Origin of the sequence: Denitratimonas organivorans, from assembly GCF_037478135.1 — a bacterium.
GTDB lineage: Bacteria > Pseudomonadota > Gammaproteobacteria > Xanthomonadales > Xanthomonadaceae > Denitratimonas.
Genome location: NZ_JBBHDV010000002.1, coordinates 22,527 through 45,046 on the forward strand (window position 1 = coordinate 22,527; position 22,520 = coordinate 45,046).

17 protein-coding genes are annotated in these 22,520 nt (G+C 65.3%); 10 read left to right on the plus strand and 7 right to left on the minus strand.

The features are described 5' to 3' along the window. Positions 1 to 287: 287 nt before the first annotated feature. Positions 288 to 920: a CoA transferase subunit B gene (locus WDB66_RS02400; RefSeq protein ID WP_339396833.1), complete on the minus strand. Its 633-nt coding sequence runs from the start codon at positions 918 to 920 to the stop codon at positions 288 to 290. Then, positions 920 to 1,630, minus strand: coding sequence for a CoA transferase subunit A (locus tag WDB66_RS02405; protein ID WP_339396834.1), 711 nt, complete (start codon positions 1,628 to 1,630; stop codon positions 920 to 922). The genes WDB66_RS02400 and WDB66_RS02405 overlap by 1 nt, the downstream gene beginning before the upstream one ends. 271 nt (positions 1,631 to 1,901) lie before the next feature. Here WDB66_RS02405 and WDB66_RS02410 point away from each other — a divergent pair, with 271 nt between their 5' ends. The 5 genes from WDB66_RS02410 to WDB66_RS02430 all read left to right on the plus strand — a co-directional run bounded on the left by WDB66_RS02410 (position 1,902) and on the right by WDB66_RS02430 (position 5,404). Continuing rightward, positions 1,902 to 2,159, plus strand: coding sequence for a putative signal transducing protein (locus tag WDB66_RS02410; RefSeq protein ID WP_339396835.1), 258 nt, complete (start codon positions 1,902 to 1,904; stop codon positions 2,157 to 2,159). Between the two features lie 99 nt (positions 2,160 to 2,258). After that, positions 2,259 to 3,965, plus strand: a complete 1,707-nt coding sequence (gene dnaX / locus WDB66_RS02415) for a DNA polymerase III subunit gamma/tau (RefSeq protein WP_339396836.1) — start codon at positions 2,259 to 2,261, stop codon at positions 3,963 to 3,965. Between the two features lie 46 nt (positions 3,966 to 4,011). Next, positions 4,012 to 4,341 carry a YbaB/EbfC family nucleoid-associated protein gene (locus WDB66_RS02420; protein WP_339396837.1) on the plus strand — a complete coding sequence of 110 codons (330 nt, stop codon included), beginning with the start codon at positions 4,012 to 4,014 and terminating at the stop codon, positions 4,339 to 4,341. A 64-nt stretch (positions 4,342 to 4,405) separates the two neighbouring features. Continuing rightward, positions 4,406 to 5,017: a recombination mediator RecR gene (recR, locus tag WDB66_RS02425; protein ID WP_339396838.1), complete on the plus strand. Its 612-nt coding sequence runs from the start codon at positions 4,406 to 4,408 to the stop codon at positions 5,015 to 5,017. Between the two features lie 36 nt (positions 5,018 to 5,053). After that, complete coding sequence (locus tag WDB66_RS02430; protein WP_339396839.1) at positions 5,054 to 5,404, plus strand: histidine triad nucleotide-binding protein; 351 nt, start codon at positions 5,054 to 5,056, stop codon at positions 5,402 to 5,404. A gap of 289 nt (positions 5,405 to 5,693) precedes the next feature. Here WDB66_RS02430 and WDB66_RS02435 read toward each other — a convergent pair whose 3' ends face one another. Beyond that, entirely contained in the window at positions 5,694 to 6,683 is a 990-nt protein-coding gene (locus tag WDB66_RS02435; RefSeq protein WP_339396840.1) for an LLM class flavin-dependent oxidoreductase, read from the minus strand. 194 nt (positions 6,684 to 6,877) lie between these two features. On the opposite strand from WDB66_RS02435, the gene WDB66_RS02440 reads away from it, so the two are divergent. After that, on the plus strand, positions 6,878 to 7,555 hold the full coding sequence (locus tag WDB66_RS02440) for a glutathione S-transferase (RefSeq protein ID WP_339396841.1): 678 nt from the start codon (positions 6,878 to 6,880) through the stop codon (positions 7,553 to 7,555). A gap of 61 nt (positions 7,556 to 7,616) precedes the next feature. On the opposite strand, the gene WDB66_RS02445 is transcribed toward WDB66_RS02440, so the two are convergent. From WDB66_RS02445 to WDB66_RS02455, 3 genes are all read right to left on the minus strand, one after another. Then, complete coding sequence (locus tag WDB66_RS02445) at positions 7,617 to 8,921, minus strand: polyhydroxyalkanoate depolymerase (protein ID WP_339396842.1); 1,305 nt, start codon at positions 8,919 to 8,921, stop codon at positions 7,617 to 7,619. 257 nt (positions 8,922 to 9,178) lie between these two features. After that, a complete protein-coding gene (locus WDB66_RS02450; protein ID WP_339396843.1) occupies positions 9,179 to 12,547 on the minus strand; it encodes a S8 family serine peptidase in 3,369 nt (1,122 codons plus the stop codon). A 318-nt stretch (positions 12,548 to 12,865) separates the two neighbouring features. Beyond that, positions 12,866 to 18,016 (minus strand): DUF7933 domain-containing protein, encoded by a 5,151-nt coding sequence (locus tag WDB66_RS02455; protein WP_339396844.1) that lies wholly within the window; start codon positions 18,014 to 18,016, stop codon positions 12,866 to 12,868. A 929-nt stretch (positions 18,017 to 18,945) separates the two neighbouring features. Here WDB66_RS02455 and surE point away from each other — a divergent pair. From surE to WDB66_RS02475, 4 genes are read left to right on the plus strand one after another with little or no spacing between them, the layout of a single operon-like run. Continuing rightward, positions 18,946 to 19,722, plus strand: a complete 777-nt coding sequence (gene surE / locus WDB66_RS02460) for a 5'/3'-nucleotidase SurE (protein WP_339396845.1) — start codon at positions 18,946 to 18,948, stop codon at positions 19,720 to 19,722. Next, a complete protein-coding gene (locus WDB66_RS02465) occupies positions 19,719 to 20,396 on the plus strand; it encodes a protein-L-isoaspartate(D-aspartate) O-methyltransferase (RefSeq protein WP_339396846.1) in 678 nt (225 codons plus the stop codon). The genes surE and WDB66_RS02465 overlap by 4 nt, the downstream gene beginning before the upstream one ends. After that, positions 20,393 to 20,986: a YqaA family protein gene (locus tag WDB66_RS02470; protein WP_339396848.1), complete on the plus strand. Its 594-nt coding sequence runs from the start codon at positions 20,393 to 20,395 to the stop codon at positions 20,984 to 20,986. The genes WDB66_RS02465 and WDB66_RS02470 overlap by 4 nt, the downstream gene beginning before the upstream one ends. Beyond that, positions 20,983 to 21,951, plus strand: a complete 969-nt coding sequence (locus tag WDB66_RS02475; protein WP_339396850.1) for a peptidoglycan DD-metalloendopeptidase family protein — start codon at positions 20,983 to 20,985, stop codon at positions 21,949 to 21,951. Before WDB66_RS02470 ends, WDB66_RS02475 begins: the two co-directional genes overlap by 4 nt. Before the next feature lie 197 nt (positions 21,952 to 22,148). On the opposite strand, the gene WDB66_RS02480 is transcribed toward WDB66_RS02475, so the two are convergent. Then, entirely contained in the window at positions 22,149 to 22,520 is a 372-nt protein-coding gene (locus tag WDB66_RS02480; protein WP_339396852.1) for an Mth938-like domain-containing protein, read from the minus strand.

A 22,520-nucleotide genomic window follows, 5' to 3' on the forward strand; every position in this document is an offset into this window, starting at 1 on the left:
CGCGCAGCGGTGAGGCGCTTTTCAACAACCGCAGGTGGGTCAGCCGACGTGGCGCTGATTGACCGCTCGAATGCCTGCAAGGCCCGAGGTCTCAAGGTTGTGCTGGTTGGTCTTGCGGTGTCGGGGTTCGCGTTGCTCACCCCGACCTATGTTGGTGACCAGTTTCGCCGGATTGTTGGAAGCGATACACGCCGGTGGTCTCCCAAGGTTTGGCGCCACAGGTAACGCCAACAAAAAAGCCCCGACGAACTCGTCGGGGCCTTTTTGTATGTTGCGCGGGTTGGTGGTTACGCGGCCAGCAGCGGCACGCCAGTGCGTTCGGCCACGGTTTCCAGGGTTTCGTCGGGGGCCAGTTCCACCACTTTGAGGCCGTCGGGGGTGATGTCGAACACGCCCAGGTCGGTGATGATGCGGTTGACCACTCCCACGCCGGTCAGCGGCAGGGTGCATTCGGGCAGGATCTTGTGCTCGCCGTTGCGGGCCACGTGCTCCATCAGCACCACGACGCGCTTGACGCCGGCCACCAGGTCCATCGCGCCGCCCATGCCCTTGACCATCTTGCCGGGCACCATCCAGTTGGCCAGATCGCCCTGGTGGGTGACCTGCATCGCGCCGAGGATGGCCAGATCGATGTGGCCGCCACGGATCATCGCGAAGCTGTCATGGCTGCCGAAATAGCTGGCGCCTTGGCGTGCGGTGACGGTCTGCTTGCCGGCGTTGATCAGGTCGGCGTCGACTTCGTCTTCGGTCGGGAACGGGCCGATGCCGAGCAGGCCGTTTTCCGATTGCAGCCATACGTCAACGCCGTCGGGGATGTGGTTGGCCACCAGCGTCGGCAGGCCGATGCCGAGGTTGACGTAGGCGCCATCGGTCAGTTCCCTGGCGGCACGCTGTGCCATTTGATCGCGGTTCCAAGCCATCAGCGGTTCTCCTCTTGGCGAACGGTGCGTTGTTCGATGCGTTTTTCCGGGCTGGCGTTGACCACGATGCGGTCGACGTAGATGCCGGGCAGGTGGATCTGGTCCGGGTCCAGCGCACCGACTTCGACCAGTTCCTCCACTTCCACCACGCAGACCTTGCCGGCCATGGCGCAGGCCGGGTTGAAGTTGCGCGCGGTCTTGCGGAACAGCAGGTTGCCCGAGGCATCCGCCTTCCACGCCTTGATCAGCGCCACGTCGGCCACCAGTGCGGTTTCCATCACGTAGTGCTTGCCGTTGAACTCGCGGGTTTCCTTGCCTTCGGCCACCACGGTGCCGTAGCCGGTGGCGGTGAAGAAGGCCGGGATACCGGCGCCGCCGGCGCGCAGGCGTTCGGCCAGGGTGCCCTGCGGGTTGAATTCCAGTTCCAGCTCGCCGGCCAGGAACTGGCGTTCGAACTCCTTGTTCTCGCCCACGTAGGACGAAATCATCTTGCTGATCTGGCGGGTTTCCAGCAGCTGGCCGAGGCCGAAGCCGTCGACACCGGCATTGTTGGAAATCGCGGTCAGGTTCTTCACGCCCGAATCGCGCAGCGCCGCGATCAGGGCCTCGGGAATGCCGCAGAGGCCGAAGCCGCCGACCGCCAGGGTCTGGCCGTCGGCAACCACGCCTTCAAGGGCGCTGGCGGCGGTGGCGAACAGTTTGTTTTGCATCGGTGGTCCTTTGCTCCGGATGGATGGATGCGGCCATGTTCGGATGTGCGGGCGCCAGCGTCGAGTGTCCTAAAGTCCCATTCCCGGCGCCTGCCTTACCGCTGCGGCCAGCACGACATTGTGGCGCAGCGCGCCCGCGCTTGCCGGTTCGTGTGGTCGAACAGGCGGATGTGGCGGCCCTGCGGCGGCACCGTAGCGCGGCGGCGAAGCCCGCTGCCGGCACGCGCCGACGCTTCGATGCGGAGCGGCGAGGCGCTAAAGTGGGCGCATCATGCACGTCGTCTACGAACCGGAAAACCTGATCGAAGCGCATCTGCTCAAGGGCCTGCTGGCACAGGCCGGCATCGCCGCGCACATTCGCGGCGAACACCTCACCGGCGCGATGGGCGAGCTGCCGGCGCTGGGGCTGCTGGCGGTGATGGTGGTCGACGAGGATGCCGACGCCGCGCGTGCGCTGATCGCCGATTGGCATGCGGCCACGCCGGAATCCGGCGGCGGTACGGGAGACGACGGTTTCCTGCGCGCCTGAGCCGTTTCCCGCCATCCCCACGGCGTGCTGGCGGCGCGCTGCTTGGCCGTATGGGGGTAGGGTTGGCACAATGGCCGTTCGTTTCCCGATTCCGGTGCCATGTCCTATCTCGTTCTTGCCCGCAAGTGGCGGCCCCGGCGGTTTTCCGAGCTGGTCGGCCAGGAACACGTCGTGCGTGCGCTGTCCAACGCGCTGGAAACCGGGCGCGTGCATCACGCCTTCCTGTTCACCGGCACGCGCGGCGTCGGCAAGACCACGATCGCGCGCATCTTCGCCAAGAGCCTGAACTGTATCCAGGGTGTCGGTGCCGAACCCTGCGGCGAGTGCGAGATCTGCCAGGCGGTGGATCAGGGCCGTTTCGTCGATCTGCTGGAAATCGACGCCGCCTCCAATACCGGCGTGGACGATGTGCGTGAGCTGATCGACAACGCCCAGTACCTGCCCACGCGCGGCCGCTACAAGGTCTATCTGGTGGACGAGGTGCACATGCTGTCGCGCAACGCCTTCAATGCGCTGCTCAAGACGCTGGAAGAGCCGCCCGAACACGTCAAATTCCTGCTCGCGACCACCGATCCGCAGAAGCTGCCGGCCACCGTGCTCAGCCGCTGCTTGCAATTCAATCTGCGGCGGCTGACCCAGGAACAGATCGGCGGGCAGATGCGCCACATCCTGGATGCCGAATCGGTGCCGGCCGATGACGAGGCCATCGCCGAGCTGGCGCGCGCCGCCGATGGCAGTCTGCGAGATGGGCTTTCGCTGCTGGATCAGGCGCTCGCTTTCGGCGGCGGCCGGGTGCAGACCGACGATGTGCGCGGCATGCTCGGCAGCGTCGACCGCAACCAGATTTCCGGCCTGCTGGATGCGCTTTCCGCCCATGATGGCGCGCGTCTGATGCAGGTGGCCGAGGACATCGCCGGATTCGCGCCGGATTTTGCCGGGGTGCTGGATGAACTGGCGCACGCGCTGCATCGCATCCAGCTGACCCAGCTGGTGCCGGATCTGCAGGTGGAGGCCGAAGGCGTCGATGTGGCGTCGCTGGCCGCCGCGCTGCCGCCGGAAACCGTGCAGCTGTGGTACCAGATGGCGCTGCTGGGACGGCGCGATATCGATCTGGCACCGAGCCCGCGGGTCGGCTTTGAAATGACGCTGCTGCGGATGCTGGCCTTCCAGCCGGCTGCGACGCCGGGCGATGCACCGCGACCGGAAGCGCCGCGCCGTGATCCGGCGGCGGCTCCCGCCAGCCGTGGTGCAGCACCAGGCGATACGCAGGCTGCCGCCAGAAACAATCATTACCCGCCGGCGCCCGCGTCTTCGCCACCGCCGCCAGCAGCCCGGATTGCAGAAAGCGCCGCGCCGGCCGCCGCACAACCTACGCGTCCGGCAGCAGCGGCCGTGGCCGCGCCGCAATCCATCCACGACAACGAAAGCTGGTTGCAGGTGCTGTCGGCCTGCGCCATCAGCGGGCCGGCGCGCGAGCTGGGTGCGAACCTGGCCTTCGTCAGCGCCAGCGATGGCCGCGTGAAGGTGCACCTGCCTCCGGTGATGGACTACCTGCGCTCTGGCCTGATGGAGCAGCAACTGGTCGACGCGCTGGGCGCGGTGCTGGGCAGCGTGCCGAAGCTGGAATTCGTGAGCGCACCGGCGGCCGCCAATAGCGAAACCCTGGGAGACCGTACCCGGCGCGAAAACCAGGCGCGCCACGACGACGCCCGCGCTGCCTTCGCCGACGATCCGGTGGTGCGCGAACTGGTCGCAGGAGGCGCGCAGATCCGTACCGAATCGGTGCGCCCGCGCGACGACGGCTGAATCGCGCGACACTTTTACATACCCCACATCTTTCAAGGAGAGCGCAATGCGCGGACAACTTGGCAATCTGATGCAGCAGGCCCAGCGCATGCAGGAAAACCTGCAAAAGGCGCAGGAAGAGTTGGCCAATCTGGAAGTCACCGGCCAGGCCGGCGGCGGCATGGTGCAGGTCACGCTGACCGGCAAGATGGAGGCGCGCCGCGTGCGCATCGACCAGGCCGCCGTCGGCGATGACGTGGAAATGCTCGAAGACCTGATCGCCGCCGCGATCAACGACGCGGTCAACAAGGCCAACGAGGAAAGCAACAAGCGCATGGCCGGAGCCACCGCCGGCATGCCGCTGCCGCCGGGGATGAAGATTCCCGGCCTGTTCTGATGAGCTTCTTCTTTGCTCCCTCGCCCCCGCTTGCGGAGGAGAGGGAGTCCGCGATCACCCGTGCATGAGCTCCTCCCGCCTGCTCGAAGAACTGATCGAAGCCCTGCGCTGCCTGCCCGGTGTCGGCGGCAAGACCGCGCAACGCATGGCGCACCACTTGCTGGAGCGCAACCGCGATGGTGGCCGCCGCCTGGCGCAGCGCTTGAGCGAAGCGATGGACGGCATCGGCAACTGCGCGCAATGCCGCAACTTCAGCGATACCAAGGTTTGTGCACTGTGCAGCAATGCCTCGCGTGATGCCGCGGTGGTATGCGTGGTGGAAATGCCGGCCGACCAGTTTGCGATTGAACAGGCCACCGGCTTTCGCGGCCTGTACTTCGTGCTACTGGGCCGGCTGTCACCGCTTGATGGTCTGGGCCCGCACGAACTCGGGCTGGATCTGCTCGCCACACGCCTTGCCGATGGCCATGTGCGCGAGCTGATCATCGCCACCAACCCCACCGTCGAAGGTGAGGCCACCGCGCACTATCTGGCCCAGCTCGCGCGCCAGCACGGGGTGCGGCCCAGCCGTCTTGCGCACGGCGTGCCGCTGGGCGGCGAGCTGGAATACATCGACCGCGGTACGCTGGCGCACGCCTTCGGCGCCCGCATGGATATTCCCGACGAATCCCCCTGAGCCTGCCGCCATCTGCGGCGACACACGAGGTTTGCGATGAGCGACAACGAGACCATCTTCAGCAAGATCATCCGGCGCGAGATCCCGGCCGACATCGTCTACGAGGACGAGCACGTGCTTGGTTTCCGCGACATCGCGCCGCAGGCGCCCACGCATGTGTTGTTCATCCCGAAAACCCCGATCGCCACGCTCAACGATCTGCAAACCGAACATGCCGAACTGGCCGGCCGCCTGATCCTGGCCGCCGCTGCGCATGCGAAGGAGCTGGGCCTGGCCGAAGACGGCTATCGCGTGGTGATGAACTGCAACCAGCTTGGTGGCCAGACCGTCTACCACATCCACCTGCACCTGCTCGCTGGCCGTCAACTGCACTGGCCGCCAGGCTGAGGCACATATCCGGTATTGATGTTGCGGTTTCCCTGCATCACGTCCGCTGCGAGGCATCCACTGCATAGGTCGGGCTGAGCACAGCGATGCCCGACATCCGGATGCGTTGGCCATCAAGATGCTGGGGTTCGCTGCGTTCACCGCCAACCTATGCAAGCGTGTCGATACCGGCCACCGTAAATTCGGTAGGAGCGCACATCGCAGGTGGACACGAAGTTTTGATCCAAGCCCTCAATAGGTCGAGCTGAGCACAGCGATGCCCGACATCTTCAACATCCGGACACCAACCTCACAGCCGTTCGCGCATCTGCGCCAGCAGTTCCAGCGAACGGCGCCGCACGCGGTGGTCGAAGACGTGGCAGTTGACGATCAGCTCGTCGGCGCCGGTGGCTTGCAGGAACTCGCGCAACTGCGGCTCCACTTCAGCCGGTGAACCGACAAAGCTGACCGACAACGTCTTTTCCACATGCGCGCGCTCGGCCGGCGACCAGAAGCTCTCCATGTCCTCGCGCGGCGGCGGCAGCTGGCCGGGCTGGTTGCGGATCAGCTGCACGAACTGCTGTTGCTGCGAGGTCGCCGCCACGCGCGCGACATCGCCGTCGTCGGCCAGGATGACGTTCGCCGCCACCATTGCGCAGGGCTTGTCGAGGCGGGCCGAAACGCGGAACAGGCGGCGGTACGTGGCCAGCGCATCGTGCATCTGCGCAGGTGCGAAATGCGAGGCGAACGAGTAGGGCAGCCCCATCATCGCCGCAAGCTGCGCACCGTACAGACTCGATCCCAGTATCCACACCGCCACGTCCAGTCCGGCACCGGGCACGGCCTGTACTGCCTGGCCGGGACGGGCCGGGGCGAAATAGCCGATCAGTTCGTTGACATCGTCCGGGAAGCCGTCGACATCACCGACCAGATTGCGACGCAACGCGCGAGCGGTGCGCTGGTCGGTACCCGGCGCACGTCCCAGGCCCAGATCAATGCGTCCCGGATACAGCGCAGCCAGCGTGCCGAACTGTTCGGCGATCACCAATGGCGCGTGGTTGGGCAGCATCACGCCGCCGGCGCCGACGCGGATACGCGAGGTGGCCCCGGCGACATGGCCGATCAGCACCGAGGTCGCGGCGCTGGCGATGCCGGTCATGTTGTGGTGCTCGGCCAGCCAGTAGCGGTGGTAACCCAGCGATTCGGCCCATTGCGCCAGATCGCGGGTTTCAGCAAAGGAATCTGCGGCGCTGCCGCCCTGGCGGATCGGCGCCAGATCAAGGATCGAAAAAGGAATCATGCAGGCCTCGTGGCAGGGTGCGCGCGGCGGGTGAAGCCGGTGGTGCGGCGCGTTGGCGGGTGAAGGATGCGGCGAAGGCATCGTGGGTCTGGCACTTTAATCTGGTCGTAAGCCCGGCAACTCAAGCCCGGCCCGGGAAATCCCAGGCCGCGGCGCTGCGCGTATGATTGACGTTTGTTCTGCCGGAAAGCCCGATGCTGCGCGTTCACCACCTGGAAAATTCCCGTTCCCAGCGGATCCTCTGGCTGCTGGAGGAACTGGAGCTGGATTATGAGATCGTGCACTACGCGCGCGATCCTGACACCTTGCTGGCGCCGCCCGGGTTGCGTGCGGTGCACCCGCTGGGCAAGTCACCGCTGGTCGAGGACGACGGCCAGGTGCTGGCCGAATCGGCCGCGATCTGCGAGGTGCTGGTGGAACGCCACGGCGCCGGACGTCTGCGCCCGCCGCTGGGAAGCCCGGAATGGGCGCGCTACCTGTACTGGATGCATTTCGCCGAAGGATCGGCGATGCCGCCGCTGCTGATGAAGCTGGTTTTCGACCGGATCGGTTCGGCACCGGCGCCGTTTTTCCTGAAGCCGGTGCTGCGTGGTGTCGCCGACAAGGTCCGCGCACGGCTGATCACACCGCAGCTGGCGGCCCAGCGCAGCTATCTGGAAGGCGAGCTGGCGGCGCGGACCTGGTTCGCGGGAGAGGCCTTCAGCGCCGCCGACATCATGATGAGCTTTCCGCTGGAAGCGATGGCGGCGCGTTTCGGGTTCGGGGCGGAACAGCCGCATCTGGCCGGTTTCCTGCAGCGTATCCACGCGCGCCCGGCTTACCGCAGGGCGCTGCAACGGGGCGGGCCGTTTTCGATACCCGGCGCGGACTGAGGCGTGCTTGCAGGTCGCGCGGAGTGGCCTGTTGCCAGCCTCGGCGCGCCGGGAGGCGGCTTCAATCCTTGTTGACGCCTTTGTGCGATGAGGTGGCGGTTTCGCCCCGGCCGTTGGAGCGGCGCTGGTCCTGCGCGCGGATGAAGTCGCGCACCTGCGGATAGACCGTCTGCCGCCAGCGCCGGCCGCTGAAGATGCCGTAATGCCCGGCGCCTTCCACTTCGATGTGCTGGCGGCGGTCATCCGGCACGTTGCTGCACAGATCCTGTGCGGCGCGGGTCTGGCCGAGGCCGGAAATATCGTCCAGCTCGCCTTCGATGGTCAGCAGCGCGCTGTCGTGGATGTCTTCGGGCGCCACGCGCACTCCGTCCACATGCCATTCGCCGCGCGGCAGCAGATGCTTCTGGAACACGATTTCGATCGTGTCCAGGTAGAACTCGGCGTCCATGTCCAGCACCGCGTTGTATTCGTCGTAGAAGCGGCGATGCGATTCGGCGTCTTCAAGATCGCCGCGCAGCAGGTCCTGGTAGAAATCCCAGTGCGACTGGAAGTGGCGGCCCGGGTTCATCGCGATGAAGCCGGCATGCTGCAGGAAGCCCGGATACACCTTGCGCCCGTGCCCTGGATAGGGATGCGGCACTTCATGGATGACATTGTTGGAAAACCAGTGCAGCGGCTTGGTGGTGGCCAGCGAGTTGACCTGGGTGGGACTGTTGCGGGTGTCGATCGGGCCGCCCATCATCGTCATCGACAGCGGCAGATCCTCGCCTGCGCTGGCCATCAGCGAGATCGCCGCCAGCACCGGCACGGTCGGCTGGCAGACCGAGATCACGTGCAGATTGCGCGCCCCGATATGGCGGATGAACTGCTGCACGATGGCGATGTAGTCCCCCAGCCCGAAAGTGCCTTCGGACAGTGGCACCATGCGCGCATCGACCCAGTCGGTGATGAAGACCTTGTGGTCGGCCAGCAGAGTGCGCACGGTGTCGCGCAGCAGGGTGGAATGGTGGCCGGAGAGCGGCGCCACCACGAGCACGGTCGGGTCGTCCTTCAACCCGGCGATGCAGCCGGCATCGTCGCTGAAGCGCTTGAAACGCAGCAGCTTGCAGAACGGCGTATCCAGCACGGTGCGTTGCAGCACTGCGATCTCGGTGCCATGCGCCTGCACCTGGGCAAGATTGAACTCGGGCTTTTCGTAGTCCTTGCCGATGCGGTAGGCCAGTTCGAAATCAGCCGCCAGCCGCGCCGCGCCGGGCACGTAGGAATACAGGCTGCCCTTCTCGGAAAAGATCCGCGCCCCGGCCTCGGACAGATAGGTGAACGGCGACATCAGCGCGCGCTGGGCTTCATGCAGGGTGTACAGCATCGGATGTCTCCAGACGGTAAGCCGCCGATTCTACTGCGGTGCAGCATGATGTGCAGGTGAACTTTGTCGTTGCTGCGAGTGCTGTCGCATCCGGCTGCACCCGTTGGCGCGCCGATACGGGCTCAGTGGTGCCGGCCGTCGCAGTACCGCAGCGCGGGCAGGCGGAAACGAAAACGGCCTGCCGCATGCGCGACAGGCCGTTCCGGGAAAACACCTGGCCGGGAGATGTTCCGGCCAGGCAGGGGTGCAACCGGCGATCAGTCCCCGCCGGCGCCTTCGAAACCGTCCTCGAAGATGTCCGGGCCACGGATGGCGCAGTTCACGTCGATGTCGGTGATCGGGTCAAAGCCCATGACGCCGCTGCCGTTGCTGACGATGCAGTTCTGGCCTTCCGGCTGGGTGTGGACGGTGACCTCGTAGGCGGTTTCGGTTGCCAGGCCGGGGTTGAAGCTGAAGAGCCCGTTGAAGCGCCTGGTGATGGTCTGGTCGCCATTGAGCTGCAGCACGATCTCGTTGCCGGCGGACATGTTGCGAAGCTGACCACCCACCGGACTGATCACCGGCGGCAGGTCCTCACAGACCACTTCCACATCGGTCACGTGGGCAGCGGCAATCGTGCCTTCGCCATTGCTGACCTCGCAGCTTTGACCGAACGGATGCGTGCCTACGACGACGACATAGGGCGCGCCATCGGCCAGGCCCAGATCGAACTCGAACGGACCATCAGCGCTGATCGGCAGGCTGCTGGCACCGTTGAGCCACAGCACCAGCCCTTCACCGGTCAGCCCGTCAACCTCGCCACCGACGGTGTAGGCCGGAGGCGTGGTGAACGAGAACGGCTCGGAGAAGTCGCTGTCGCCGCAGACGTTGTTGGCCCCGACACGCCAGTAGTACGTGGTCTGAAGTGCCAGTTCGGTGTCCGGCGACCAGGTGTTCAGGTTCGAACTGCCGCTGGCCACAATGTTGCTGAACCCGGCATCGGTGGCGACCTGGATGGTGTATTCCGTCGCTTCCGCGTCGTCAGCCCAGGAGAAGGTCGGAATCAGCGGTACATCGGTCGCACCGTCGGCTGGAAGCGCGAGCACCGGATCACCGGGCAGGCCGGCCTTGACGGCCAGCGTGGCGGCGATGTCGTGGCTGATCGGCTCGGCGCCACTGGAGACACCGTTGATCGTCAGCGGGTAGCTGCCACTGGCCACGCTGTCAGTGCTGTGCACCGACAGTTGGCTGATGGCCGCCGGTGCCGCCGGTGTCAGCGGGTTCGGCGTGAAGCTGCTGCCGGCCGTGGCCGGCACGCCGCTGACACTCAGTGTCACCGGATCGACGAACTCGTAGCGGCTGAGCACGCCGATATCGAACTGCGCGTCGGAACCTGCACAGATCTCGACCGCACCCGGGGTGACCGACAGATTGAAATCCGGCTCGGTGCTGATGTCGAAACCACCCGCAGCGGCCAGGGCATAGGTCTGCGGCCCCATCGGCACGTTGATGCCGCGCACCTGGATTTCGTACACACCCAAGGCCGGTGCATCGAACTGGATGCGGTGCAGGTTGTTGAGGTTGTCGTAGTTGCTGGTGCTGGTGTCCTGGGTCGGGTTGGCGTTGTTCACGTTGAAACCGGCCGGCAGCTTCTGCGTCCAGACATCACCGTTGGGGGCCTTCACTTCGAGCCGCAAGCTGTTGACCGTGGCCGGGCTGGCATTGACGCTGCCGGGCTCGTCGGTCCAGGTCAGGATGAAGGTCAGGCGTTCGTCGGAGGTGGCGCTGAGCTGGTAGGTGTGTGCCTCACCGGTAGCCAGGCCGATTTCTTCATCATGGATGAACAGGCGGGTGTCATCACCGACGAAATGCAGCGAGTCGTCCAGCAGGATGCGGCCAAAGCCTTGCGCCTGTCCCGGATTGGCGCCTGCGCCACTGCCGGTCATGCGGAATGCGCCGGTGGCCATGACGGCCTTGACCAGCGCGCCGGATGCATCCGGCATGGCGTCGGCCGGCGTGCGCTGGCCGCTGGGGTAGAAGCCGCTGGCCAGATAGTCGCGCACCAGTGCCGCCAGACCTGCAGCAGTGGGCGAGGCCATCGAGGTGCCACTCATGCCGGCGACACCGGACTCGGAACGTCCGGCGGACTGCACGCTGCTGCCTTGGGCAGTCAGATCGGGCTTGGTGCGCGAGTCGAGTGCCGGGCCGCGCGAGGAGTAGCTGGCCATGTTGTTGGCTGCGGTTCCGCGGCTGGTGGCGCCGATCGACAGCACGTTCTTGGCGTTGCCGGGGCTGCCGACGTTGTTGCCGTTGGGGCACTGGGTGCCATCGTTGCCGGCGGCAAACACCATCAGCAGATCGTCGTGGTCCTGCATGATGCGGTCGGCATGACGTGAATTCGGACGGTAGGGGATGGTGCATCCTGAAACACACAGGCCAGTCTGGCTGCTGACACAGCCCGATCCCCAGGAGTTGTTGTGGATGCGGGCGCCGCTCTGATACGCCACTTCGGCCGCGTGATAGGGATTGCCGCCGTGCTGGTTCAGATAGGCCAGGTTGCTGCCGGTTTCCTGTATCACCAGCTTGGCACCGGTGGCCATGCCGTCCAGATTGGTGCCGCCGCTGGCGGTGGTGAAGTTGTCGCAGTCCACCCCCGGCTTGGAGAAGCTGTCATTGCCGGCGACCGAGCCGGCCACGTGCGTACCGTGGCCATGGTTGTCGGCCCAGGAGCCGCCGGAAAGGCCGGACCATTTGTAATAGGCCACCACCTTGCGGGCATCGTTGTTGGGCGAAATGCTGGGGCAGGAGGTGCCCGAGGTGCAGACGTCGATCGGGGTGACCTGGGTGTCATCGCGGAAGGCGCGGTTGTCCTGGTACAGGCCGGTGTCCAGCACGCCGACCGTCTGCCCGCAGCCGTAGACGCCGCGATCCCAGACCGGGGTTTGCGGTGAAGGCGAGTTCTCATTGCTCTGGTGCAGCCACTGGCCCTGCGAGTTGTAGCTGCGCGCCGGCAGATGCAGGCCAACCGACAGCACGTCGTCGCGCTGGGCCAGCTGTTCGACGATGCCGGCCAGCGCATCGCGCTCGAATCGCGCCAAGGTCAGCAGTTCGCCGCCGACATTCATTGTCTGCGCGTCCAGCAGCCCGGCCACCGAGGCGATCGCGCTGCGCGAGGCGTCGAGGCTGGCGCGGGTGTCCAGGGTGATTTCAAGCCGCTCCACGCCCAGCGCGGCGATGAGGTCATCGCCATCGAGCGTGGTGTAGATGTTCGGGTCGACCTTCAGCGCCGGCAACATCGGGCCGCTCCAGACCACGCCATCAATCGCCTGCATCGTGCTGTCCAGCGTGGCCGGCATGCGCACGATATAGGCGTAATGCGGGGCGTAGCCGATGATGCGGGCGCCGGCGGCTTCCACGGCATGACGCTGGCGCTCGCCGATCGGGCCGTCGAACTTGACGATGCGCAGGGTCGAACGGTCGACTGCGCTGTGAGACAGCAGGCTGTTCAGGGCCGAGCCGCTGGCGACGGTATTGCCGCTGCAGACATCGTGGGTGGCGCCGGAGAACGACACCAGACACCCATGGGTGTCGGCTGACGCCATCGCCGGCAATGCCAGCATGATGGCCAGTGGAAGAACTTTACGCATGGAGGCTCCCTCGAAAGATGGTGAAACCGGGCGTCTTGGCGCCGCGTCAGGTGATCAACTGTCGTACTTCGCAGCACTGATGGCGGACGGATGTGGTAGCGCAACCGGGTGTTGCCTGGGTCCGGAATGGAAGCCAGCCCCCCTGGCTGTTTTCCCGTCTGCGAAATCGAGTGTGCTGGAAAGTACCACGAAATCCATGGGTCCGTCCGGGCGCGGTGCTTTGGAAAAAGGAGCGCAGGCTGTGCGCCGTGGATACCGGCTACAAAAAAATCGGGCCTCCCGAAGGAGGCCCGATCAAGGTTTACCGCAGGCTATGGATTACGGGGTAGGGATCGTAATCGCATTGCCGGCCTTGTTATAGCCGTACTCAATGACCTGGGCTGGAAGTCCTGTGGCGCCGGAAGACACCACACGGAGGTAGCCGTAGTTCAGCTTGCCGGTTTCCTCGTTTTCGAAGGCAAAGCCGATATAGCCATCAACGTTACCGTTCCAGTTCACCAGCTTCAGCGAAGCCGCACTGATGGGGGAGGCTGGGCCGATGGTGTCACCGGGCTGCAGCACGGCAAACTCCACGCCATCGCCGTCCACGACGCCGCCGACATCCAGAGAGGCGGCGTCGCCGAACCAGTACACGGTCAGGCTGCCATCACCGTAGTCGTACAGGTTGATATCGTCGACCCGATTCGGGTCCCAGGTATCCAAAGTCTGGGTCACGAAGTCGTAGGTGATGTCTCCTCCTGCGTCGATGGTTGTGTTGATCTGGCCAACCACGATTTCCGGCTCCGGCGGCGGATCATCACCTTCGAAGCCGTCGCTGAAGATCGCCGGCGGCTGCGCGGTGACCTCCATGGTGACCGTCAGGTCGATGCGCGGGTACTCCGTGTCATTGGAGTTCACACAGATCAGGGCCTCGTAGCTGCCCGGTGCCATGCCGGTGGCATTGCCCGTAACCGTGACCGTCTGCGAATCGCCGTCCATGATCGTGCCGGAGGCCGGGGTGACGCTCAGCCAGGACACGTTGCTCGGGTTTTCGCAGCCGATGCCCGGAGGACCAGCCTGGTCTTCGATGGCACGGACGAACAGGCTCTTGTACTCCTCGAAGCCATCGATGATCGGAGTCCATTCGCCCGAGGAATACGAGTAGCCACCCGCATTCGCGCTGCTGGTTTCATCGGAGGCGATGTACAGCCCCGCGATCGACGTGGCATCCCACTCAAGGCCGATGTAGACGCTGCCTTCGGTGATTTCCAGACCCATTTCGGAGATGTCGATGGCCTGGAAGCTCTGCTCCAGTGCGGCGGTGATGTTGTTCGCCGTGGCGTTCACCCGACCCAGCTCGGTACCCGGAGCACCGCCCGGACCGTCGTCGGCAAAGACCACCACCACGACCGGTGCCGAAGTCACGCCGGCATTGGTCAGCAGCGAGACGCAGACCGTGGTGTAGGTGGCCGGGTAGCTGCTCGGGGTGAACTTGTCGACGTACTTGGGATCGGTGCCGGCGCTGGCGTTCCAGCCGTAACCGTTGTCCGGTGCGCCGTTGCCATCGTGCACCACCAGGCCGGGCGTACCAACCTGGCACGACGGATCGTTGGCGAAGACGACGTTGGAAACGGTCGCTGGAGGCGTGTGGTACGCCGCTGCATCAGACTTCAGGTCATGGTGAGCCGAGGCCTGTGCCGGTGCGGACGGATCGAACTTGGCCGCGTCATTGGTGCCGGTGTTCCGGCGCATGTCGGCCTGGGTGACAGCTGCAGGGCCGGCCAGGGCACGTCGGATCTGGTATTCCAGACGGCTGCCGGCTTCACCGACGTTGCTGATTTGCAGCGTGTCGGTGCCGGTGGTGCCGGCCATCGCGGTGATGTTCAGTGCGAACTTGTCCAGATCGATTTCAGGCTGGGGCAGAGGGTCGTCGTTGATCACGATCGTGTAGTCCTCGGCCTGACCGTAACCTGCGGTGTTGCAGGGCTCGGGCACGGAGCTGAACTTCTTGATCACGCGCATGCGGGTTTCGCCCAGCAGCGCACCTTCCGGCACCGTGATTTCGCCGGTGGACTGCTTGCCATCGGTACCGGTCGATCCGACAAGGTCGGTCAGCACGTAGCCTTCGCTCGCGTCGAACACGCCATCGCGGTTCCAGTCGATGTAGGCGCGGATGCGGGTGGTGAAGTTACCGCCGGTGTTGCCCTCGACCGCAATCGAGTACACGCCGCCCAGCGATACATCACCGCCAGTGACGGCACGGAAGTCTTCCAGCGCCGGGCTTCCGCCAACCGCCGGATCGCTTTCGTTGTCGATGCCGCTGAACACCACGCGGCTGATCGGCTCCACGTCGGACGGGAAGGTCACGTTGCAGTACGGTGCCGGGAACGGCAGCTCGACGAACTGGGCCTCGACCGTACAGTCGGCGGTGACCGGGCCGGCGATGTAGGTGTTGCCGCTCAGGGTGCCCGGGCAGGTACCGCCCATCGTGCCCACGCCATAGCCGAAGTCCGGCGTCAGGGTGAACGTGACCAGGCCGTTCTCATCAACCGTCTGCACGGTGTTCGGCGAGATCGTGCCGTTGGCGCCGTTGACCGACGGGGTCACCTCGAACGTCACGCCGCTCGGGTTGACGACCATTTCAACCGGGACGGAAACCAGCGGGTTTTCCTCGTCGTTGCTGTTGATGCACAGCTCACCTTCGTAGGTGCCCGGGGGCATGCCGGTGGCATCGAAGGTCACGTCCACGCTGTCGCTGCCGCCGGCACCGGTGGTGCCGCTGGTCGGATTCACCGACAGCCAGGGCAGATCGACCGGGCTGGCACAGGCGCTGCCACCGCTTTCCACGCTCACCACCATGGTCAGGTGGAAGTCCGGGAAGTTGATGGCGGAGGCCGGGGTTGGCTGGTCGATTGAGCAGGTGGCACTGCTGATGAAGGTCGGATGGGTTTCCGGGGTGGCGTTGGCACCCGGGAAGAACTGTCCGTCGTCACTGCCATCGGTATACCACTCGACCACCAGATCGGTAGCGACGGTGTCGCTGATCACGCCGGTCACCGGAATGGTGACCGAGGCCAATGCGCCGCTCACGGTGGTGGTTGTGGTGCCGATCAGAGTCAGTGCAGCGGTCGGGATCGTGTCCACCGTCGTGCTGCTCGGGATGGTGTACAGATTGATCGTCGTCGGCAGGCCGCCCGGGATGTCAATGGAGCCGGTCGAGATCGTCACCGAAGTGACGGTCGCGGCGCTGCCCACTTCCGGGTGCTCGTTGAAGTAGAAACGGCGCCACCAGCTGTTGTCGGCGGTGGAGGCCCCCGTCGTGCCGCAGGAAACACCCTGGTCACCCGGGGAGTTGTCTTCCATCTGCGAGATGTCGGTGGGTGCCAGGATCACCGGAGCACCGCTGCCACGCAGACCCAGGCTGGTACCGCTGGTCAGTGCCGCACCGGCAGAACTGCCGATCCGGGTGACGTTGCGGAAGCTGGGCGGGTTGGCGTTGAGTGCGCCGGCTTCGGTGATGTTCCACACCAGGTCACCGGTGCCGATGTTGGAGATGTCCAGCGACTGCGTATCGGTGGTGTTGGTGACCAGCGTGGACGACAGCGAGTCTTCGCTGACATCGATCGTCGGGAAGCCGGTGACCACCAGGGTTGCTTCGGCGCCTTCGGTGTTGCTGCCCTGGTCGGTTTGCAGGTCGCCAGCGGCGATCTCGTTGACGTAGGTGCCGGCTACATCGGGCACGATCGTCGCGCGGATCTCGCAGCTGCTGTCAGCGGCCAGCACGATGCCGGCCGGCAGGCCGAACTGGGTGGCCGAGATGGTGTTTTCACCTTCACCGCCGGTCAGGATCATGCCGCAGGTGGTGGTGGCCGAGGTGACATTCAGGCCGGTCGGCAACTGATCGACGAACGGTGCGGTCAGCGTGGCGTCGACGGTCAGCCGGTTGGTCAGCGTGATGATCGCCGTGCTTTGTTCAAGCTCGGTGATCGTGGCCGGATCGAACGACTTGGCAACGGTGACGGCAGCGGCCTTGAAGTTGGCGATGACGGTGCAGTCCTCGGTCACCGGGTCGGTGACAAAGGTGTCATCGGTCAGGGTGCCGCCGCAGGTGCCGTCGACGTTATCGATGACATTGCCGGCACCGGCCACCAGGGTGAAGGTGGCGGTGCTGCCCTGGGTCACGAGTTGGGCGGTGTCAGGGGAGATCGTGCCGTCACCGGCGCCGACGCTCGGCGTAACGGTGTATTCGGGCAGTGCGTTGACGGTGAGGGTGTAATCCTCGGCCTGGCCAAATGAGCCGGCAAGGCATGAAGTCGGGGCACTGCTGTAGTTCTTCACCACCCGCATGCGGGTCTCGCCCGGCACTGCATCAACCGGGACCTCGATATCGCCGATGGCCTGCTGGTTGTCGGTGCCGGTGGAGCCGTAAAGATCGGTCAGCTGGTAGGCCTCGGTGGTCTCCGAGAAGACGCCGTCCTGGTTCCAGTCGATATAGACCGTGACCTTGTTGGTGTAGTTGCCGCCGGTGTTGCCTTCCACCGCAGCCGGATAGCTGAAGCCCTGCATGACTTCGCCACCGGTGACCGAGAGGAAGTCTTCATGTGCGGGGCTGCCGTCGAGTACCGCGCTGCTGGTGTTGTCGATGCCGGTGAACAATACGCGGGAAATAGGCTCGACCGAGAACGAGAAAGTGACCTCGCAATACGGCTCGGGGAAAACGAAGCCCACTCCCAACGTGGCCTCTGCCGGATTGGGATTGTTGCCGTGGTTGGTCTGCAGGGCACCTGGAGCCATGCTGTTGACGTAGTCACCATCGGCCGTGGCCGCAACATCCACCGTGATGGTGCATTTGCCTTCGGCCGGTACTTCCGCGCCTGCCGCCAACGTAATGGAGCTGCTGCCCTCAACCGCGGTCAGCGTGCCACTACAGGTGGTGGCCGCATTCGAAGGGGACGCAACTTCGAGGCCGGCCGGCAGGTTGTCAACCAGATCTGCGCTGAGTACTGCGGCGGTCGGCTGGCTGGCGTTGTTCAGCGTGATCGTCAGCTCGCTGGTGCCGTCCGAGGCGATCCGGGTGGGGCTGAACGCTTTACTGAGGCCGGGAGTGGTCGGGCCGGTGGGCGGCATCGTGGCGCGAATCATCAGCGCACGGTTATCTTCGAAGTCTTCATCGTCCGCGAATGCGGTCCATGGGCCACCGTCAGTGCCGAAGTAACCGTTCGCGTACGGTGTTGCCGGTGATTCGTCGTTGGCCAGGAACACGCCCGCCGGAGCTGTGGAAGCGTCCCACTCGATCGACAAATAGACACTGCCATCGTTAATGACGATGCCCAGATCGGAGATGTCGAAATTCTGGAAAGTGGGTGTGAAGGGAATGCCTGCAATTGGCGTAGGCGTCACCGTCAGGTCTTTGCCGGCGAGCAGTGAGCCCGGGCTGCCGCCCGCACCGTCGTCGTCGTAGACGTTCAGCCTGAAATCGAAACTTGTCACGGATGCGTTCGTGATGAACGACACGCATACGGTTTCTATGTTTGCGGGGTAGAGCTCTGGCGTGAACTGATCCGCCAGACGGCCGACGTTGGCCGCAGCGTTCCACCCTAAACCGTTCTCGGCCTGGTTGTCGTCGTGGACGACGATGAAGTCAACGGTCGGCTCACAAGCCGCGTTTTTGACCACCTGGACCGGGCCGCCAGCAGCCAGGAGAGCGTAAGCCTCCTTTGTACTGTAGGCCTCGGCCAATGTTGTGGCACTGCCCGCCGCGAGGGCGGATCCGCCAAAGGCGGCTCCACCGGCGAGCAGAGACAGCGCCAACGCTGTCTTAGTTATCCTGATTTTCATCTGGTACCTCCCCAAAAAGGAATAACCCCGACAGCAGATTTCCGCCGTCAGGGTGCCTGTTACAACCTGATTGCCGCAGTGCAGTCCATTGCGTTTTCTGCGTTTCGTGTGGTGTCTCGCATTGCCCATCCTGTTGCAGTACGCCCGCCAGCAGGCCCATTCGTGGCTGTAGCTGCAAGCACGTCCGCCAGGGAAGGGAGGGACGCGTGTGGTGTCACCCTGCAGCATCTCGCGTCCAGGAAGATGGACACCCGGAGTCATCCCCCCTGTGGATGATGTTCGGGTCGAAGAACGAGTGTTGGCTCCCGGGCTTTATGCCTCATGTGAGCCGGCAAGGCAACGCCACCTGAACTGCTGCTATGCAGCATATTGCGTTGTGCCGGCGTTTTCAGGCAACTACGCGGCGAGCGGGAATTGTTCTCACACACTGCTGTGTAGGCGCTGCGCCGCAGATGGTGTTCGAGGCCATGCGAGGGCGGGCCGGCAGCAGGTCACGCTATCGCGTCGATGTGCCGGACTACGGGATCAGGCCACTGCACGCATCCGCTATGATGGCGTGTTTTCCGGAGGTGTTACTGGCCATGCGGGTACTGGTGAGCAACGACGATGGTGTGGATGCGCCGGGCATCAGGATCCTGGCGCAGGGCCTGCGCGATGCCGGGCACGAGGTGGTGACGGTGGCGCCGGACCGTGACCGTTCCGGTGCGTCGAATTCGCTGACGCTGGATCGCCCATTGCGCGCCCGGCAGATCGATGCGTCCACCTGGTCGGTGGCCGGTACGCCGACCGATTGCGTGCATCTGGCGCTGGCCGGCCTGCTGGATTTCGAGCCGGACATCGTGGTGTCGGGCATCAACACCCACGCCAACCTCGGCGATGACGTGATCTATTCGGGCACCGTAGCCGCGGCGATGGAAGGGCGCTTCCTCGGCCTGCCGGCGATCGCGATGTCGCTGGCCTACCTGGGCACCGGCCAGCGTCACTACGACACCGCCGCGCGCGTGGCCACGCAATTGACCGCGCGCCTGCTGGTGGATCCGCTGCCGGCCAACACCATTCTCAATGTGAATGTTCCGGACGTGCCGTGGGCCGAACTGGAAGGCTTCGAGGTGACGCGGCTGGGTCATCGCCACCGGGCCGAGCCGTGCGTGGCGCAGGTCGACCCGTGTGGCCGGCCGATCTGGTGGATCGGCATGGCCGGTCCGGAGCAGGATGCCGGCCCGGGCACCGATTTCCACGCGGTGCGTTCGCGCTGCGTATCGATCACGCCGATCCATGTCGACCTGACCCGCTACCAGGCGCTGGACAAGGTCGCTGGCTGGGTCGATGGCCTGAGTCGTGCGGTGGAGACACCGTGATTCCGGGTTCGCGTCTGACACCGGAAGCGGCCGGGCTGGGCATGACCTCGCCCCGCGCCCGCGCCCGGCTGGTGGAAAGCCTGCGCCGCAACGGTATCCGCGACGAGCGTGTGCTGGCGGTGATGGGCAGCGTGCCGCGCCATCTTTTCATCGACGAAGCGCTGGCCTCGCGCGCCTATGAGGACACCGCATTGCCGATTGGCCGTGCGCAGACGATTTCCCAGCCCTGGGTGGTGGCGCGCATGACCGAGGCGCTGCTGGAAGGCGGGCCGCGCAGCAAGGTGCTGGAGATCGGCACCGGCTCGGGTTATCAGGCCGCGGTGCTGGCGCATCTGGTGGAGCATGTCTACACGGTGGAACGCATCGACGAGCTGCAACGCGCCGCGCGCCGCCGCTTCCTCCGCCTGGGTTACCGCAATGTGCATTGCCGTTACGACGATGGCCGCATCGGCTGGGCCGAACATGCGCCGTATGACGCGATCATGGTCACCGCCGCCGCTTCGGCGCTGGATCCGGAACTGTTGCGCCAGTTGTCGCCGCAGGGCGTGCTGGTGGCGCCGGTCGGCGAGCCGGGTGCGCAGCAACTGATGCGCTGGAGTGGTGGCAGCAACGGTTGGCAGCCGGAGGTGCTGGGCGCGGTCTCGTTCGTGCCCTTGCTGGGGGGCACCGCGTGAAGATCTTCGCGCCGTTGTACGAGCGCATGCTGTCCTGGTCGCGGCACCGGCACGCGCCGGCGTTGTTGGGCGGGGTCAGCTTCTTCGAGGCCATCGTGTTCCCGATTCCACCCGAGGTGATGCTGGCGCCGATGTCGCTGGCGCAGCCCAAGCGGGCGTACTGGTTCGCCACGATCAGCCTGGTGGCCTCGATGCTGGGCATGTTCGTGGGTTACGCGATCGGGCATTTCGCGATCGAGCTGGCGATGCCGCTGCTGGAGCGCTTTGGTTATGCCGAACAGTTCGAACAGATCAAGCAGCAGGCCGCCGACAACGGTTTCTGGTTGTTGCTGCTGGCCGGCTTTACGCCGGTGCCGTTCAAGGTGTTCACGCTGGCATCGGGTGCCATCGGGATGCCGCTGCTGCCGTTCTTCTTTGGTGCGCTGATCGGGCGCGGCAAGCGCGTCTTTCTGGTGGCCTGGGCGATCCGGCTGGGCGGCGCCAAGGCCGAGATGATGCTGCGCCGGCATATCGAACCGATTGGCTGGATCGCGCTGGCGTTGCTGGCTGCGGCCATTGGCTGGCTGGTGTTTTCCGGAGGGCGGGGATGAACACGATCAGGATGATGGCGGTGCTGGTGTGCGTGCTGCTGGCGGGGTGCAGCGTGCGCCCGCGTGCGGTGGTCACGGAAGTTCCTTCGGCGCCGGATCGTGCCACGGTGCCCGCCCGGCAGGAGACGCCCACAGCAGTCACGACGCGCGAACACACCGTGGTACGCGGCGATACGCTGTATGGCATCGCCTTCCGCAATGGGCTGGATCATCGTGATCTGGCGCGCTGGAATGGTATCCGCGAGCCGTTCACGATCTATCCCGGCCAGCGCCTGCGTTTGAATGCACCGGTAGCGGGCACGGCACAGGCCACACGCCCGGTCACGGCGGCGACACCGGTGGTTTCGGCGTCGCCTGCTGCGGCAACATCGTCACCCGCAGCCACGGCGCCGGCGGCAACGCGCGTGCCTTCGAGTGCGCCGACCACAGCTTCAGCCTCAACGCCGGTGGTTGCGTCCACGCCGACACCGCCGACCGGTTCTGCAAGCCCGACACCGCCGGCTCCAGTGGTATCGAATACACCGGCCACAACGCCCGCCACCGGCCCGGCCACCACACCGGTGATCACCACCGGCGGCAGCCGCAGCGTGGACGGCATCACCTGGCGCTGGCCCAGTGCCGGGCAGGTGATCGGGCGTTTCGTCGCCGGCGATCCGACCAACCAGGGCATCAATATTGCCGGCAGCAGCGGACAGCCGGTGCTGGCGGCGGCCGATGGTGAAGTGGTGTATTCGGGTTCGGGCCTGATCGGCTATGGCGAATTGGTGATCATCCGGCATTCGGACGTGTACCTGTCGGCCTATGGCCACAACCGCAAACGCCTGGTGGCCGAAGGCCAGAAGGTCAAGGCCGGGCAGCAGATCGCCGAAATGGGCCGCAGCGGCGCCACCCGCGACATGCTGCATTTCGAAATCCGCAAGAGCGGCAAGCCGGTCGATCCACGCCCCTTCCTGCCAGCGCGTTGAGGCGCAGGCTTATTGGATGGTGAGTAGCCCGGGTAAGACGAAGCCGCACCCGGGACCAGCATCATCAGGAAGTCCGCAGCCGTTCCTGCATCATCGTGAAAGCCACACCCGGGTGCGCCCCGGATGAAGCCCGGGGCTTGCCCGGGCTATGTGGTCCGGCACGTCGCAGGGAAGAAGCACATCCTCGCAAGTGCCAATCAGGCGATCAGAAAAACCGCGACCACCTGGCGGCCTTCGCTGGCCAGAAGATTGAAGGTTCGCGCGCAGGCGGCGCTGTCCATGGCTTCCACCCCGACGCCGCGGGTCAGGAAGCCGCCCATCAATGCCGGTGACGCCAGGTGCTGGCGGGCGCCGGTGCCGATCAGCACCAGCGCCGGTTGCAGGTCCAGTACCTGCTGGATCGCGGCGGCGTCGAAGCCGGCGATGTCGCGCACCGGGAAATCCTCGTGGCATTGCGAAGGGGTCAGCAGGAAGCTGCGCGTCAGTTCGCGATCGTCGACCGTCACGCTGGCCGGGCCGACACGCCGCACCAGATGGTGGCCTTCGCTCAGATCCTGGACCAGATGCAT